15 protein-coding genes are annotated in these 15,214 nt (G+C 45.6%); 2 read left to right on the top strand and 13 right to left on the bottom strand.

The annotated features are described in order from the left end of the window. Nucleotides 1-63: 63 nt before the first annotated feature. The 8 genes from DFR44_RS08830 to DFR44_RS08795 all read right to left on the bottom strand — a co-directional run bounded on the left by DFR44_RS08830 (nucleotide 64) and on the right by DFR44_RS08795 (nucleotide 8,663). On the bottom strand, nucleotides 64-849 hold the full coding sequence (locus tag DFR44_RS08830) for an L-iditol 2-dehydrogenase (RefSeq protein WP_133621173.1): 786 nt from the start codon (nucleotides 847-849) through the stop codon (nucleotides 64-66). Between the two features lie 69 nt (nucleotides 850-918). Then, on the bottom strand, nucleotides 919-2,313 hold the full coding sequence (dalD, locus tag DFR44_RS08825; RefSeq protein WP_246012096.1) for a D-arabinitol 4-dehydrogenase: 1,395 nt from the start codon (nucleotides 2,311-2,313) through the stop codon (nucleotides 919-921). 40 nt (nucleotides 2,314-2,353) lie between these two features. Then, nucleotides 2,354-3,298 (bottom strand): sugar-binding transcriptional regulator, encoded by a 945-nt coding sequence (locus tag DFR44_RS08820; protein WP_133621170.1) that lies wholly within the window; start codon nucleotides 3,296-3,298, stop codon nucleotides 2,354-2,356. 61 nt (nucleotides 3,299-3,359) lie between these two features. Further along, the gene (locus DFR44_RS08815) at nucleotides 3,360-4,478 is read right to left on the bottom strand and encodes an ABC transporter ATP-binding protein (protein WP_133621168.1); all 1,119 of its coding nucleotides are present in this window, start codon (nucleotides 4,476-4,478) and stop codon (nucleotides 3,360-3,362) included. 69 nt (nucleotides 4,479-4,547) lie between these two features. Next, complete coding sequence (locus DFR44_RS08810; RefSeq protein ID WP_133621166.1) at nucleotides 4,548-5,225, bottom strand: HAD family hydrolase; 678 nt, start codon at nucleotides 5,223-5,225, stop codon at nucleotides 4,548-4,550. Nucleotides 5,226-5,227: 2 nt separating this feature from the next. Continuing rightward, nucleotides 5,228-6,049, bottom strand: a complete 822-nt coding sequence (locus tag DFR44_RS08805; protein WP_133621164.1) for a carbohydrate ABC transporter permease — start codon at nucleotides 6,047-6,049, stop codon at nucleotides 5,228-5,230. 9 nt (nucleotides 6,050-6,058) lie between these two features. Further along, complete coding sequence (locus DFR44_RS08800) at nucleotides 6,059-6,973, bottom strand: carbohydrate ABC transporter permease (protein WP_133621162.1); 915 nt, start codon at nucleotides 6,971-6,973, stop codon at nucleotides 6,059-6,061. A gap of 337 nt (nucleotides 6,974-7,310) precedes the next feature. Further along, entirely contained in the window at nucleotides 7,311-8,663 is a 1,353-nt protein-coding gene (locus tag DFR44_RS08795) for an ABC transporter substrate-binding protein (RefSeq protein ID WP_133621160.1), read from the bottom strand. Between the two features lie 471 nt (nucleotides 8,664-9,134). On the opposite strand from DFR44_RS08795, the gene pdxH reads away from it, so the two are divergent. Together pdxH and DFR44_RS08785 are read left to right on the top strand one after the other, a co-directional pair. Beyond that, on the top strand, nucleotides 9,135-9,773 hold the full coding sequence (pdxH, locus tag DFR44_RS08790; protein ID WP_133621158.1) for a pyridoxamine 5'-phosphate oxidase: 639 nt from the start codon (nucleotides 9,135-9,137) through the stop codon (nucleotides 9,771-9,773). 131 nt (nucleotides 9,774-9,904) lie between these two features. Further along, nucleotides 9,905-10,345 (top strand): single-stranded DNA-binding protein, encoded by a 441-nt coding sequence (locus DFR44_RS08785; protein ID WP_133621156.1) that lies wholly within the window; start codon nucleotides 9,905-9,907, stop codon nucleotides 10,343-10,345. Nucleotides 10,346-10,462: 117 nt separating this feature from the next. Here DFR44_RS08785 and gltA read toward each other — a convergent pair whose 3' ends face one another. From gltA to DFR44_RS08760, 5 genes are all read right to left on the bottom strand, one after another. Then, nucleotides 10,463-11,767 carry a citrate synthase gene (gltA, locus tag DFR44_RS08780; protein ID WP_133621154.1) on the bottom strand — a complete coding sequence of 435 codons (1,305 nt, stop codon included), beginning with the start codon at nucleotides 11,765-11,767 and terminating at the stop codon, nucleotides 10,463-10,465. Between the two features lie 39 nt (nucleotides 11,768-11,806). After that, the gene (locus DFR44_RS08775) at nucleotides 11,807-12,112 is read right to left on the bottom strand and encodes an FAD assembly factor SdhE (protein WP_133621152.1); all 306 of its coding nucleotides are present in this window, start codon (nucleotides 12,110-12,112) and stop codon (nucleotides 11,807-11,809) included. Nucleotides 12,113-12,277: 165 nt separating this feature from the next. Next, on the bottom strand, nucleotides 12,278-13,057 hold the full coding sequence (locus DFR44_RS08770) for a glycosyltransferase family 2 protein (protein ID WP_133621151.1): 780 nt from the start codon (nucleotides 13,055-13,057) through the stop codon (nucleotides 12,278-12,280). 110 nt (nucleotides 13,058-13,167) lie between these two features. Continuing rightward, on the bottom strand, nucleotides 13,168-14,283 hold the full coding sequence (locus DFR44_RS08765; RefSeq protein ID WP_133621148.1) for an MraY family glycosyltransferase: 1,116 nt from the start codon (nucleotides 14,281-14,283) through the stop codon (nucleotides 13,168-13,170). A gap of 178 nt (nucleotides 14,284-14,461) precedes the next feature. After that, complete coding sequence (locus DFR44_RS08760; RefSeq protein ID WP_133621146.1) at nucleotides 14,462-15,100, bottom strand: acyltransferase family protein; 639 nt, start codon at nucleotides 15,098-15,100, stop codon at nucleotides 14,462-14,464. Between the last annotated feature and the right edge of the window lie 114 nt (nucleotides 15,101-15,214).

Genomic DNA, 15,214 nt, shown 5'->3' with positions numbered 1-15,214 from the left:
AATTGAATCATCGCACCCAAAAAAACGAGCCGCATGTGCGGCCGTTTTTTTATGATGACGTTGTCAACTCATGACGCTGCCGCCATCTACATTCAGCGTTTGAGCGGTGATGTAGCTCGCTTCATCTGAAGCTAGGAACACCGCTGCGCCTGCGATGTCGGCGGGTGCGCCCATATAGCCGAGCGGAACGGCCAGCCCGACTTGTTTTTTCTTTTCGCCCAAAGGTAAATGCTCGTATTTGGCAAATAGCGAGTCGACATGCGCCCACATGGGCGTGTCGATGACGCCTGGGGCTATGCCATTGACACGAATGCCGTGCGGGGCCATGGCTAAGGCGGCTGATTGTGTATAGCTGATGACGGCGGCTTTTGTTGCGCAGTAGTGTGCGACCAAGGCTTCTCCGCGCCGACCTGCTTGTGAGGCGAGGTTGATGACAGAACCACGGGTTTTGTTTTTGACCATAGAGGCGAGTGCGGCTTGCATGACAAAAAACAAGCCTTTGACATTGACGGCAAATAGTCGGTCAAATGAGGCTTCGCTGCATTCGAGCAACGGGGCGAGGTCAAAAATTGCGGCATTGTTGAACAACACACCGACGGGGCCAAATTTTGATTCGGCGGCGGCGAAGCCTGCTTCGATTTGCGCCAGTTGCGTGACGTCACATTGAATGTAATTCAAGCGGTTGGGATATTGCGCCATTAGTTGTTGCACGTCTTGCGAGGCGGTGGCGGCTACGTCAAAAATGGTACAGCGTGCCCCTTCTTTTAAGTATGCCTGCGTGACTGCTAAACCAATGCCGCCATTTGCCCCTGAGAGTAGCGCGTGTTTATCTAATAAACGTTGACTCATGATAGGTGTCCTCTGTATTTAAGAATGTCTGTGTGCCTGCTTTTGACTTCGTTTTAACTTCGTTTTCACCTAAGATGAATGGGTCAAAAAGCGAATTTGAGCCGTTGCTTGACGTATGGCGGCGACCACTCGTTCATCATTTGCCAAACTTCCCCATAAACTGACGTCGGCACAAAATGCCTGTATCGGGTCTGCCGCTTCGCAGATGGCGTGTCCGACGGCGACGGGCATGGCTTGGTCTTGGTACTCGAATGACACTTGACCTTTGTGCCAACGTTGCAAGAAGGCAAGGAACAACGCGGGCAGGACGGCGACTGAATCAATGGATAAACCACGGCTCAAAGCGTCTCGGAAGGTGGGCACGATGTAGCCTGGGATTTTAGAAAAACCATCCATCGCGACGCGCTGGTTGGTGTCTCGAATCGCTTCGTTGCCGAATCGTTGCAAGACCACATCGCGGTATTGCGCCAAGTCTATAGGGCTGGGCGATAAGCATGGAATGACATCATGGGTCACGTAGTTGTAGGCCAATGAGCGAATCGCGGGGTCTTGCGTGCCTTCGTGAATATATTGATAGCCTTTGAGCGTCCCTGCCCACGCGATACAACTGTGGCTGGCATTAAGGATGCGGATTTTGGCTTCTTCATGCGCGGAGACCGAATCAACCATTTCTACGCCAACCTGCTCCCATGCGGGGCGACCTGCGCAGAAATTGTCTTCAACAACCCATTGAATAAAGTCTTCACCCATCAAAGCGGCCTCGTCATCGCGCCCCGTGGCGGCCTTGACGCGCTCTTTCACGTCGCTGGTTGGACGCGGTGTGATGCGGTCGACCATGTCGTTGGGGCAGGTGGTGTTTGCCTGTACCCACGCACTCAATGCGCTGTCGCCAATCCAATCGATAAACTGTAAAAAACCCGCGCGAAAACGCTCGCCGTTATGTCGTAAGTTGTCGCAATTGAGCAAAGTCACCTTGCCTGCTCCGCTGGCAATGCGCGCCCGTAGAATAGTCACGAGCGCACCGTAAATGGTTTGTCCGACTTGGCCTGCGCGCACGCGCTCGATGTCGGCTTTAAGGTCAACAAAGTTCAAATCAAGGTTGTTTTTATCATCTAAATAATAACCCGCTTCAGTGACCGTGAATGAAATGATGCCTGTGGCGGCATGTGCACCAATTTCAATCAGACCCGATAAGGTCGGTTCATAAGGCACGACATGACGAATCGCATGAATCACTTCGTAATGGTGTTTGCCTTCGGGTGAGATGGTTTCTAAGGTGTATTCGCCTTGGCGTTGCAGCGCGTCAATAATCTCAATCATGTCTGGGCGCAAGTGACCGCCTGCGAGCGCCCAGCGGGTATCGCCCGAATTGATGAGTTTTTGCATATAAACCGCTTGATGGGCGCGGTGAAATGAGCCTAAGCCCAAATGCAACATGATTCTGGTGTTTGGATTAAATGCCATGTTTAGACCCTCTTTTAATGCCGAGGGTCTGTGGGCGACCCTAGTCGGCGTTTGCCAATAAAAATTCTGCGGTCAACTGATCGGTAATCAGACCATTGAGCCAACCGCCTCTGAGTGCGGCTAAAATTGCTCGGTGTTTACGCACACCGCCTGCCACGCCAATTACAGGGCGTTGCAATAAAACACCTTGAGTAAAACTGGTGACACATTCGTTCACCTTGTGTTCAATCACGCGTCCTTGCGCATCAAAAACCCAGCCCAACACATCGCCGACCGCGCCTTTGTTCACAAGGTCATACATGACTTCCGTGGTGATAAAGCCATCTTCCACCAGCGGGCAGCGTTCGCCCATCCAACCGACGCCAATCATGGCGACTTGGCAGTCGGTGTAGCAATCCAACTGCCGCTTGTACGTGCGCGTGCTGTACCAATAATCGCGGTCTTCTAGGTTCTCCGCAAACAACGGGATGGACAAAATGTAATATTTGCCATCGGTTTTATCAGCCAAGCTCAAGCTGGCATCGTAGCGGTTGAACGAGCCGTCTAAAACCACCGTTCCCGCCAGCGACACCACTTTAAAATCATTCAGCATGTGCCGCGAAACCCCGTGGCACATTGAGCGCACGGCGCGCCCCGTGCCCAATGCCACCCCTGTGATTTTTGGGCGACGCAACACCTGTTCCAAAAAACGCCCCGCCGTGACCGTAATCGCTTTATCGACTTGCGTTGCCGTGCTTTCTTCAATCGGCGCGACTTCACATTCAATCAAGTTGAAGCGTTTTTTAAGGCGTTCGGCCAAATCCATCGTGGTGGAAATGGTGTGGTCAATTTTGACTTGCACCACACCATTTTCAATGGCGAGATTAAGCAACCGCTGTATCGTTGGGCGCGATAAGCTCAGTTGTTTGGCAATGTCTTGTTGCGTGACATTGCCGATGTAGTACAACCAAGCCACTTTCGCTTGTAACTCTAATTTTTCATCCATAATATGCTCTGACGTGTCAGTCGATGTGTGTCACGGTGCTCATCCACGCCAAAGGCATGGATTAAACATACTGGGCGTGAATACCCAGCAAATGACGTGGTACGGCTTGACCTTTTGAATCAAACAAATAAGCCAATTCAGGGGTGACGCCTATGCGCAAGGCATGGTTTTTTTCAGCACGGAACACGTCCGCCACACGAACCACCACGGGCTTATCAAAGCCTGTCAATTGCGCATAAACCATCGTCGAGTCGCCCATTTGTTCACACAACGTGACATTGACCCCAAAATCTTGCGCCGATGATTGTACACTCAAGTGCTCGGGGCGAATACCCAAGGTCGCCTTATCGCCTGCTTTAAGCTGTTGTTGACCATCACAAGCCACTCGAATCAACGAACCATCGCTCATGCGCACCACGGTCTCTTTATCGTTGACGGATTCGATGACAACGGGGACTAAATTCATTTTGGGTGAACCAATGAACCCCGCCACAAATAAGTTGTTCGGTTGATGGTACAACTGCAAAGGTGTGCCAATCTGTTCAACACGCCCTTCAGAAAACACCACGATACGATCCGCCAATGTCATGGCTTCAATCTGGTCGTGTGTCACATAAATCATGGTTGCGCCTAAGTCTTGGTGCAGGCGGGCAAACTCAATCCGCATCTGTACGCGCAGTGACGCGTCCAAGTTCGATAACGGTTCGTCAAATAAAAACACTTTGGGCTTGCGGGTAATGGCGCGGCCAATCGCCACACGTTGACGCTGCCCGCCCGACAATGCTTTCGGTTTACGGTCTAACAGGTGTTTAATGTGCAAAATTTCCGCCGCATTATTGACTGCCGCATCAATTTCGTCTTTGGGCACGCCCTGCAAACGCAAGCCAAAATTCAAGTTTTCTTCAACGCTCATGTGCGGATACAAGGCATAGGATTGAAACACCATCGCGATGCCACGTTCTGCGGGCGACAAGTCATTCGCCACTTTTCCATCAATCACCAGTTGACCGTCGCTAATTTCTTCCAAGCCCGCAATCATGCGTAAAGTTGTGGTTTTACCGCAGCCTGATGGCCCGACCAATACGATAAATTCGCCGTCCTTAATGTCAATGTCGACACCCTGAACCGCGTAATTTTCGGTGTATTTTTTTGCAATGCCTTTTAATTGTACTGCTGCCATGTCTTGTCTCCGTTCTTTCAAAAAATTCTTATCTGACTATCATGTGTTTGTGTGAATTGCCAATATAAATCAATGGCTTACAGAAATCGCCTGCTCAAGTATGCGCGGTAAATCTCGCATGTCGCTAAAGACCAAGCTCACCCCCATGTCCCGCAAGTCATCGGCGTGATGCGCGGGAATGTGCCCACCGCCAACAAAACCAATCACTGCCATCCCAGCCGCCAAAGCCGCTTGCACCCCCGCCGTACTGTCTTCAACGACAAGACATTGTGCGGGTTCAACCGCCAACGCCTGCGCCGCCAACAAATATAAATCGGGCGCGGGCTTCGGTTGTTTGACCTGATCGGCGCTGAATATTTGAACATCAGGCCGAGCAGTCAACAAGCCGACTTTATGCACAGCCGACATCACACGCGCCAGACCGCTGTTGGAAGCCACTGCCTTTAACTTCGGATGCTCAATTAAGATGCCTGCATGTGCAATAGGCAACGAGTGTTGTTCAATTGCGGCATCGGTTTGTATACGCAAATGTTGTAAAAAACCATCGGGTATCTCCCGCCCCGCTGTTTGAGCCACTTGGCGCACCAAGTCTTCGGTTTTTTGCCCAAATGAGCGGATTAAAAAAGCATTGCAATCCACCATTGGAAAAATCGACTGCACTTCCCGCACAAGCACGTCATGTGCCACGACTTCACTGTCGATAAGAACGCCATCACAATCGCTGATTAAAGTCGTGAACACACTCATGTTTACTTCACCGCACCAAAAGTTAAACCACGAACCAGTTGCTTTTGGCTAAACCAACCCAAGACCATAATCGGTGCGACCGACAGCACGGATGCGGCTGATAGTTTCGCCCAAAACAAGCCTTCGGGAGACGAAAAAGTGGCAATCAACTGAGTCAACGGTGCTGCTTTGGTTGTGGTCAAGTTCAGACTCCAAAACGCCTCGTTCCAGCACAAAATAATGCTCAACAATGCGGTTGAAGCCAAACCCGGCAAGCTCATGGGTAAAATCAAATAGCGAATTTCTTGCCACAAGGTCATGCCATCTAAACGCCCTGCTTCCAAAACTTCTGTCGGTAAATCTTTAAAATATGAATAAATCAGCCAAACGGTAATCGGCAAATTCATCAAGGTGTAGATGACAATCATCGCCAACGAGTTATCCAACCAATTAAACTGTTGAAAAATGATGTAAATGGGCAACAACACGCTGACCGACGGCATCATCTTGGTCGACATCATCCATAGCAATAAGTCTTGTGTGCGCTTGGTCGAGTGCAACGCCATCGAATACGCCGCTGGCACAGAAATCAAAATCGATAGCAATGTCGCGCCAAACGAAATGAAAATCGAGTTGCCCATATGCCCCATGTAATCCACTCGCGCCATAATCTCACGATAGCCTTGCAAAGTCGGCTCAAAGAACCACAAAGGCGGGGTCGATATGGCCATTTCTTCTGTTTTAAAACTGGTTAAAAACATCCAGAAAATCGGGAAGAAAACGAGAATCGCAATCGTCCAACCGACAAGGGTAATCATCCATGTTTGAAATTTTGAGTTTTTCATTTCATCCCCTTATGCCTGTAAGTTCTTGGACGCGGTGCGAATCAAGAAGAACGAAATGATATTGGCCAAAATCACAGCAATCACACCACCCGCAGATGCCAAGCCAATATCAAACTGAGCTATACCACGCAAAAACACGAAGTACGTCAGATTGGTCGTTGCATTGCCAGGACCGCCGCCTGTGGTGATATGAATTTCGGCAAAAGCACTCAACAAGAAAATCGCTTCAATCATGACAACAACCGAAATCGCACGTTTAAGGTGCGGCAAAATGATGAACCAGAACACATGCCACGGTTTAGCACCATCAATTTTTGCGGCTTCTTTTTGTTCAGAATCAACCGATTGAATCGCTGTGAGCAAAATCAAAAAGGCAAACGGCATCCATTGCCACCACAAAATAATGATGACGGCGAGCATCGGATAATCTTTGAACCAATCCACTGGCTGCAAACCCAACACATGCATCACCGCGCCAATCAAACCATACACGGGATGAAACATCATGTTTTTCCATAACAGCGCACTGACGGTCGGCATCACAAAAAAAGGCGCGATGACAAACAATCGAGCTATATTGCGCCCTTTAAAATCTTGGTCGTACAACCACGCCAGCAATGAGCCGACCACGACTGACATGACCAACACCGTACCAATCATCAACACTGAATTGACAATCGAGACCCAAAAGTCGGCATCTTTAACTAAATATTTATAATTACTAAACCATGCAAATGACTTCACATCCGCGCTCAACAAATTGTAGTTGAGCATGGCGTTCCACAAAGTCATGACCAAGGGCACAACCATCCAAATAAACAACATGGCCACTGCGGGCGTAAGCAATAATTGTGCGACCAGAAGTTTAGACTGATGAATGCCTTTTCTTTTGGCCGCGACAGGATTCGCGCTTGCTTTTGACATAGCCCTCTCCTCTCGTCAAAAAAATGAAGCGCACTCACAAACCTCTGGAGACGAAAATGCGCATGAGCACGCTTCACATAAATTAAGGAATATCAAAAAATGGTACTGTGTGTGATTCAGCCATTTTTGAAAACGTTGAAGATTTTATTTTCTTAAAAATCAAAAAGTTAAATCAAATCGAAGTGCGCGACAGTAACCCGACCTCACCCACCTTCTCTTTTGAATAGTTTCTCTTTTTAATTCTTGCAAGCGACCGCGCCTTTTGATTTTTTTAAAATCGACACTTACAGCGCGGTCGTCATGCTTGAGATATCACTTCATGTTCAATAATGGGCGGTTATTTGATGTAGCCACCTTGTTCAACCGCTTTTTGAGCCGCAGCATTACCCGCCTCTAACGCCTGATCAACAGTCATCTTGCCCGCTAACGCGCCAGAGATGGATTGACCGACTTGCGTACCAATCGCTTGGAACTCAGGAATACCAACATACTGAACACCGCTGTAAGGTACAGGCTGGGCCGTTGCATGATTTGGATCAACTTTATTTAAAGCGTCAATGACAAAGCTGGCAAAAGGTGCTGCTTTTTGATATTCAGGATTGGCATAAGTTGATTTACGTGTACCTGGTGGCACTGAACCCCAATTGCCTTTGGCTTTGGCTACTGCGGCAATATAGTCTTTCGATGTCGCCCAAGACACAAATTTTTTCGCAGCTTCTTGGTGAGTTGATGAGGCTGGAACGGCTAAAGCCCACGACCACAACCAGCCCGATGCGTTGGCAAAACTGCCCACAGGTGATGGCGCAAAAGCTACTTTGTCCGCGATTTTTGAAGACTTCGGATCGTACAACATGCCCGCGGCCACAGAAGCGTCAATCCACATACCGCACTTGCCCTCTTGCATCAAAGCCAAGTTTTCATTGAAACCATTTGAAGATGCACCTGGAGGGCCATATTTACTCAAAAGATTGATGTATTGATTGACTGTTTTTTTCCACTCTGGCGATGTCAATTGAGCCTGCCATTTTTCGTCAAACCAGCGACCACCATTGGCATTAACCATGGTGGACAAGAATGCCATGTTTTCACCCCAACCCGCTTTGCCACGCAAGCAAATGCCGTAGATGCCTTTTTCTTTGTCATTCATGGCCGCCGCAAACTTCTCGATGTCATCGTAAGTTGGCTTGGCTGGCATTTTTAAGCCTTTAGCATCCATCAAATCTTTACGATAGAACGTCATTGATGTTTCGCCATAAAAAGGCAAGGCATACAACTTGCCATCCACCGACAAACCATCGCGAATCGGCTTAATCAAATCATCCACATCATAAGCCGCGCCCAAGTCTTTCATCTCGCTTAACCAGCCTTTTTTCGCCCAAATAGGGGCTTCGTAAGTGCCAATGGTTAACACATCAAACTGCCCGCCCTTGGCGGCAATATCGGTCGTGACTTTTTGGCGCAATGCGTTTTCTTCCAACACCACCCAATTCAATTTGATGTCTTTGTTTTCGGCTTCAAATTGCTTTGACAATTCTTGCATCACCACCATATCGCCGTTATTCACGGTTGCTATCGTTAAAGTGGTCTGACCTGCGGCTGTTTGAGCAGGTGCTGCATCTGTTTTTTTCTCACCACCACACGCTACCAACAAGCTGGCAACCGCAACGGCTAAACTGAGTTTTCGTACCATGTCATGTCTCCTCAAAAGGGCTGTTATGTTCTTCGTGAATAAAGTTCAAGTGGCGTAAAGCCAGATTAACTTTTTTACTGTTTTACCACTTCACCACATCAAATCTTTTACATATGTAAAACAAGCGGGCAAATGATAAGACAAAAAACAATGGTTTGCCAATCACTTTCAATGTTGCATTGCGCCATGATAAATACGTAGTTTTTTATAACGCCTTGGATAACAAAGCTAAACTGCTTGCTGACATGCAACAAACACCTTCAAATTATTTTTTATAGTTTGTATTTTTGATTGATATTCAACCCCCAACTTTTATACACAATACGACAACGAATCATCGCCCCCTTGCAGAGCAGTCATGCCACTTTGTGATTATCGAAAAGCCACGAAAAAAATAGTAGAATGAGACGGTAAACAGACCGCCTAAAAAATCTAAGACCACCTAAAACCTCTTAAACAGAATGGAACACCATGCTCGATTTAACTTCACTCCGACAAGACTACCTAAACGCTGAGTTGTCCGAAAAGGATGTCGATGCGAACCCCCTTTATCAATTCGCCGAATGGTTCAAGCAGGCGCAAAATGCACAAGTGCCTGAACCCAACACAATGACTCTCGCCACTGTTGATGACAACGGTCAACCGTCGGCTCGAATCGTATTAATCAAAGAAGCGCGTAACGATGGCTTTGTTTGGTTTACCAATTACAACAGCCGCAAAGGCCAAGAGCTGATTAATCACCCCAAAGCAGCCTTATTGTTTTTTTGGCAGCCGCTTGAACGACAAGTACGCATAGAAGGCGTCGTCAGCCGCGTTGACGCGACCGAATCGGATGCTTACTACCACAGCAGACCGACCAACAGTAAGCTCGGCGCGTGGAGTTCCCCACAAAGCCAAGCAATACCGAGCCGCGAATTACTGGAAAGTGAACTGGCTCGCTACACTGCCGAATTTGGCGAAAATCCTCCTCGCCCCCCTCATTGGGGCGGTTACATCCTAAAACCAACCTATTTTGAGTTTTGGCAAGGACGAGCGTCACGCTTACACGACCGCATTGCCTACCGACTCAATGAACACAATGAGTGGCAAATTTCACGACTGGCCCCTTAAAAAGCGGTACAATACGCCCGTTTTCTTGCATGTTTTTGCAATGGCTTGTAATTCCTTGCAATTCCTTGTAATTGAAAACGACATACACCAAGTTTGCCCCATATTAACATTGGATTAGATAAGGAAATCAAATGGCATCCGTCAATAAAGTCACCATCCTCGGTAATCTCGGTCGTGAACCAGAGGTTCGCTACACCCCGAGCAACATGGCCATCGCCACAGTCAGCATCGCCACAACATATAAAGCCAAAGACCGAGAGCCTGAGACTGAATGGCATCGCGTCGTCTTCTTTGGTCGCCTCGCTGAAATCGCAGGCGAGTATTTAAAAAAAGGCTCTTCGGTGTATGTCGAAGGTCGTTTACGCACACAAAAATGGACGGATAAAAATGGCGTTGAACGCTACACCACTGAAATCGTAGCAGATCAAATGCAGATGCTTGGCGGTAAAACGTCAGGCGGTGGGGCTGAACCATACGACATGCCGCCCGCAGGCGAATCGCGTCCAAGCAGCGCAGCCCCAAAAAAACCCGCTCCAATGATGGACGACTTGGATGATGACATCCCGTTTTAAAGCATATTTGGACATTTGGTTATGAATACTCGGAATATTCGTTTTCAATATTCCAATGCATCAAATAAAAAAGCCGCGTATAGCGGCTTTTTTATTTGACTCGTGATTATCGTGGCATCAACGTGACGATACATCAGGAACATCACGCTTAGGCGAGCCCACGTACAATTGACGTGGACGACCAATTTTTTGTTCTGGATCGGCAATCATTTCATTCCATTGAGCAATCCAGCCCACCGTGCGTGCCAACGCAAAAATACCTGTAAACAAATCGGTTGGAATACCCAAAGCGCGTTGAACGATACCCGAGTAAAAATCAACGTTTGGATACAGTTTACGGCTAACGAAATAATCATCATTCAATGCAATACGCTCTAATTCCATTGCCAATTTAAACAATGGGTCTTCTTGCAATCCCAACTCATTCAACACTTCGTAGCAAGTCTCGCGCATCAATTTCGCACGTGGGTCATAGTTCTTATACACACGGTGACCAAAGCCCATCAAACGTACATCTGAGTTTTTGTCCTTAACTTTTTCAATAAACGCTGGGACATTGTCAACATGACCAATTTCTTCAAGCATTTTTAATGCGGCTTCGTTTGCTCCACCGTGCGCAGGGCCCCATAAACAAGCCACACCCGCAGCAATAGCAGCGAACGGATTAGTGCCCGATGAACCCGCCAAACGCACCGTTGACGTTGAAGCGTTTTGCTCATGATCCGCATGCAAAATAAAAATACGGTCTAACGCACGTTCTAACACTGGATTAACCACATATTCTTCAGCAGGCACTGCAAACATCATGCGTAAAAAATTGCCCGTGTATGACAAATCATTCTTGGGGTACATGAATGGCTGACCGACCGAATATTTGTACGCCATGGCAACCAAAGTCGGCAATTTAGCAATCAAACGAATCGCTGAAACCTCACGGCTTTTTGCATCGGTGATGTCCGTTGAGTCATGATAAAAGGCACTCATTGCCCCCACTGCCGCCACCAATACCGCCATAGGATGCGCATCTCGACGGAAGCCATTGAAAAATTGCTTCATTTGTTCATGAACCATCGTATGGCGAATGACTTTTTCGTTCACAAACTCATCTTTTTGTTCGGCCGTTGGCAACTCACCTTTTAACAATAAATAAGCCACTTCCAAAAAATCACATTTTTCAGCCAGCTGCTCAATCGGGTAACCACGGTAGAGCAGTTCGCCCTTATCACCATCAATATACGTGATCGTAGAGTTACACGCCGCAGTTGACATAAACCCTGGGTCAAAAGTGAATTTACCCGTTTGCCCATACAATTTGCGAATATCAATAACATCAGGACCAATTGCACCTTCGTAAATTGGTAACTCAACCGATGGAGAACCATCGGAAAACGATAGTGTAGCCGTTTGTGGGGTTGTGCTCATGGTGCATCTCCTTAATTTAAAAACTTGAATCTTTCTTATTTATACACTTTTCAATAGTATCAAAACTTGCTCAGCGAGCTGCATTTCTTCAGACGTCATCACATGTTCAGCTGGATCAACATCCACTAAGTTTTTTCGTCCCATGATTAATTCATACAAATCATTATCAGGCAAGTCCAACAGCAAATCCAAACCATAGACCTGTTCATCCGTCAACGTATATTCATACGCATTAAAAAATCGGGTCATGAAAATATCATTCTCCAACAAGCCCCGCTTAGCACGCCAACGCAATCGAGCGCGTCGCACCTCATCGGTCACTTTAAAGTGCACATCATGAGCCATTTGTTTGACACCTATCTGACAAAAAATTCAACAAAAAATACTTATTCGACATTTACGCAATATACGCCTAGAAATCATCGTGACGCATATTAGCGAATTTTTTAGAGTGATACAAGGGGAGTTGGTCAATGATACTAAGTATATGAATATAAATTGACTCACCAGTCAACGCTTGACGAACTGACTTAATGAATCAGCATCATACTTAATCATGGCGTAACGGAAAAAACACTCCAAAGCAACAAAAAAACTGTATAGAAAGCCAGCCCCACCACATAAAAAACCTCGTCGTAAGACATACAATCTGAAAAACAAAGCGAATGCGGATGCAAAACCCCGCCAAATACCACCCACCTTGCCTTTTTGTTGACGCTTAAAAGCACCAAGTCGGCTGTATTGCGCCAACTTTAAAATCGCGTCATAAATGTTATCTCTCGAATAGTGCAACAAATAACTGCGCAAAGGCTTGACGGACAAGTTTTTAGAATTCATCACAGCCCCCTCGTGCACGACACCTTCAAAATGGCTCAAGGATGCGGTCTTAAACATGCGTTGCACACCGCCACTTTTGTTGTTGTTCATGGGTCTGAGTGAGCGACCAAAGGCAAACTGCTCCCAAAACACCTCCCATATGGCATCTGCCGAGGACTGAACCTGAGACAAAATCTCATCACGCAGCTGAGGTGTAATTTCCTCATCTGCATCCAAAAAGAAAATATAGTCGCTCGTTACATGCGGCAAAATTCGATTTCGTTGCACGGCGAACCCTTGCCAATCTGACTCAATATATGTCTCCGCCCCCGCCGCTTTGGCAATTAAAACAGTCTGGTCGGTACTGCCACTGTCCATAACAATGACTTGGTCTGCAAAAGCCGCACTGGCAAGACACTTGCCTATTTTTCTTGCTTCATTTTGAGTAAGAATGGCGATGGTGAGCGTGTTCATCTTTATTACTTTTTAAAAACTGTGTCATAAAAGGAGCTTTATCCCCTCGAAATAAAAAGTCTTATCGTTTCAACTAAGAGCAATGCTGAGAAATATGCCGAGTACATTTATCATTTTTCTGCATCATCATGATGGGATAAATACAGCCAGTTTAGCCATGAAGGTGAGTTAAAACGAATTATCCTCCGATAAATCCAAATGTATGACACTGCAAACAAGATGCAGAAGGAAATCAGAATAAAAGTACTTTCAAAAAATATTGTTGCTGGTGCAACAGCCATGGAAGATAGCAACCATAGATAAGGAGAAGTCATTGCATTTCGCCTTTCTATAGAAATGTGCTGATAACCAACAACCCAACGAATCATCCTTCGATAAAGTAAGCTATGCAAATGCACCCCATCAGGCTCACTGGCTGGTTTTCGCTTGAGCCAACGTCGATACATTGAAAATAAGGTTTCAATCATTGGATACATAAATAACAGTGCTGGATACCACGCAGATACCGTCGCATGTCTGCCTACCAAAATAACCGCCAATTCAGCTACAAAAAAGCCTATCAGATATGCCCCACCGTCACCTAAAAAAATGTAACCCGATGGATAATTCCATATAAAAAACCCCAATATGGCACCAATTAGGGCGAGCGAAGTAGATAAGACAAAAGTGTCTCCCACAACAAATGCAACATAAGCGATTGATAGCAACATCGTACACACAACCACCGAGGACAACCCGTTAAAACCATCAATAATGTTGATTGAGTTTGCAATACCAGCTACTGACACCGCTGTAAAAAGACAACTGAAAATAGAAATCGTAAAAAGAATATCTAGCCAGCCCAAATCCAACCTATTAACCGTCGCTCCTGAAACCAAATAAAACGCCACAATTGCCGATAAGGCAGTAAACAACAGTCTTTTAAATGGAGGTACACACTTAATAAAATCTTCCAAAAGCCCTGCACCAAAAGCAAAACCACTTGAAAGAGTTAAAAACAAAATATCTTGAACACTGGGGTGTTTACGATATGCTGAGAAAATTAAAAAGGTAACCAAACCTACGAAAATCCCAATGCCGCCAATTCGGGGCACGGGCTCATTATGAAATTTTTGGGGGCCATCCAATTCATGGTCATGAGAAATATGCGAATGAATATGATGGTAACGGACAAGCAAAAGCGTTGTCAAAAACGAAAAAAATAGAGAAGTGAAAAAATATATCATCTGATAACTTGGTTAAAATTTTTACGAACGAAAAACAATTATCAAGCAATAAATTGTTTGATAAAGCTGGAGTTATGAGATTTAACACGCGTTACACATTCGATTACATGTAGCATGATAAAACAAAACAATTATTAACCTTCGCTTTTTACACCAAAAATTAGTTATTCATGAATAACTAATTTTGAGCCACTCCTAAATGGTTTTTGTAAAAGCGACACTCTATCAGCTGATAAGTCAAACTTGATAATAATATTACGGTAAAGCCTGTTGATAAAGTTATAATCCAATAATTTTGCACATGAAAACTATGACTCGGCAGTAAGCTATTGACAGCAGTGATAATCAACCCATGAAGCAAATAAACACTAAAACTCATTTCACCTAAAATACGCGCTGCCTTCGTATTCAACAAACCAAAAAAACCATTACCATTGATTAAGCAAAAAAAGACGGCTACAGTTAATAAAGCCTGAATAATGCCATATGCTGTATCAAAAAAACAAAACAAGACAAACAGACATAATAAGAAAATAAAATCCAATACAAGTTTAAACTTGTAAGCATATTGACACATTTTTTTATGCTGAAACTCTGCACACAATATTCCTGTTAAAAAGAAATATAAAAATTTTTCTTCTGAACAAGCACAGAACAAAAACAATAAAAAAATAAAAATTGGTTTATACGTTTTTGAAAAAACAGCCAAAAAAGGCAAAGATATATAAAACTTCCATTCCCAAATCAAAGTCCAAAAAACCCCAGCATTTAAGGTGAAGACACCTTGTATAGGTAAACTTGGAGAGCCAAAAAACAAATATTTAGCAAATTGTTGGGGTAATCATCCCAAACATAACAGCATTTCAAAGTGGAATTAAAAACCCCAGTTTTAGTAAAGCAATCAAATCTGTCAAGGGCGGCGTATCCGGCG

Origin of the sequence: Hydromonas duriensis (genome assembly GCF_004363775.1) — a bacterium.
Lineage (GTDB): Bacteria > Pseudomonadota > Gammaproteobacteria > Burkholderiales > Burkholderiaceae > Hydromonas > Hydromonas duriensis.
The sequence above is the reverse complement of the archived record's forward strand: the minus strand, read 5'-3'. Positions and strand labels throughout refer to the sequence as shown.

What these genes read in the sequence shown, in the direction of transcription:
- DFR44_RS08830 (WP_133621173.1), bottom strand. Translation starts at nt 849, where the DNA reads ATGAGTCAACGTTTATTAGATAAACACGCGCTACTCTCAGGGGCAAAT.
- dalD (WP_246012096.1), bottom strand. Translation starts at nt 2,313, where the DNA reads ATGGCATTTAATCCAAACACCAGAATCATGTTGCATTTGGGCTTAGGC.
- DFR44_RS08820 (WP_133621170.1), bottom strand. Translation starts at nt 3,298, where the DNA reads ATGGATGAAAAATTAGAGTTACAAGCGAAAGTGGCTTGGTTGTACTAC.
- DFR44_RS08815 (WP_133621168.1), bottom strand. Translation starts at nt 4,478, where the DNA reads ATGGCAGCAGTACAATTAAAAGGCATTGCAAAAAAATACACCGAAAAT.
- DFR44_RS08810 (WP_133621166.1), bottom strand. Translation starts at nt 5,225, where the DNA reads ATGAGTGTGTTCACGACTTTAATCAGCGATTGTGATGGCGTTCTTATC.
- DFR44_RS08805 (WP_133621164.1), bottom strand. Translation starts at nt 6,049, where the DNA reads ATGAAAAACTCAAAATTTCAAACATGGATGATTACCCTTGTCGGTTGG.
- DFR44_RS08800 (WP_133621162.1), bottom strand. Translation starts at nt 6,973, where the DNA reads ATGTCAAAAGCAAGCGCGAATCCTGTCGCGGCCAAAAGAAAAGGCATT.
- DFR44_RS08795 (WP_133621160.1), bottom strand. Translation starts at nt 8,663, where the DNA reads ATGGTACGAAAACTCAGTTTAGCCGTTGCGGTTGCCAGCTTGTTGGTA.
- pdxH (WP_133621158.1), top strand. Translation starts at nt 9,135, where the DNA reads ATGCTCGATTTAACTTCACTCCGACAAGACTACCTAAACGCTGAGTTG.
- DFR44_RS08785 (WP_133621156.1), top strand. Translation starts at nt 9,905, where the DNA reads ATGGCATCCGTCAATAAAGTCACCATCCTCGGTAATCTCGGTCGTGAA.
- gltA (WP_133621154.1), bottom strand. Translation starts at nt 11,767, where the DNA reads ATGAGCACAACCCCACAAACGGCTACACTATCGTTTTCCGATGGTTCT.
- DFR44_RS08775 (WP_133621152.1), bottom strand. Translation starts at nt 12,112, where the DNA reads ATGGCTCATGATGTGCACTTTAAAGTGACCGATGAGGTGCGACGCGCT.
- DFR44_RS08770 (WP_133621151.1), bottom strand. Translation starts at nt 13,057, where the DNA reads ATGAACACGCTCACCATCGCCATTCTTACTCAAAATGAAGCAAGAAAA.
- DFR44_RS08765 (WP_133621148.1), bottom strand. Translation starts at nt 14,283, where the DNA reads ATGATATATTTTTTCACTTCTCTATTTTTTTCGTTTTTGACAACGCTT.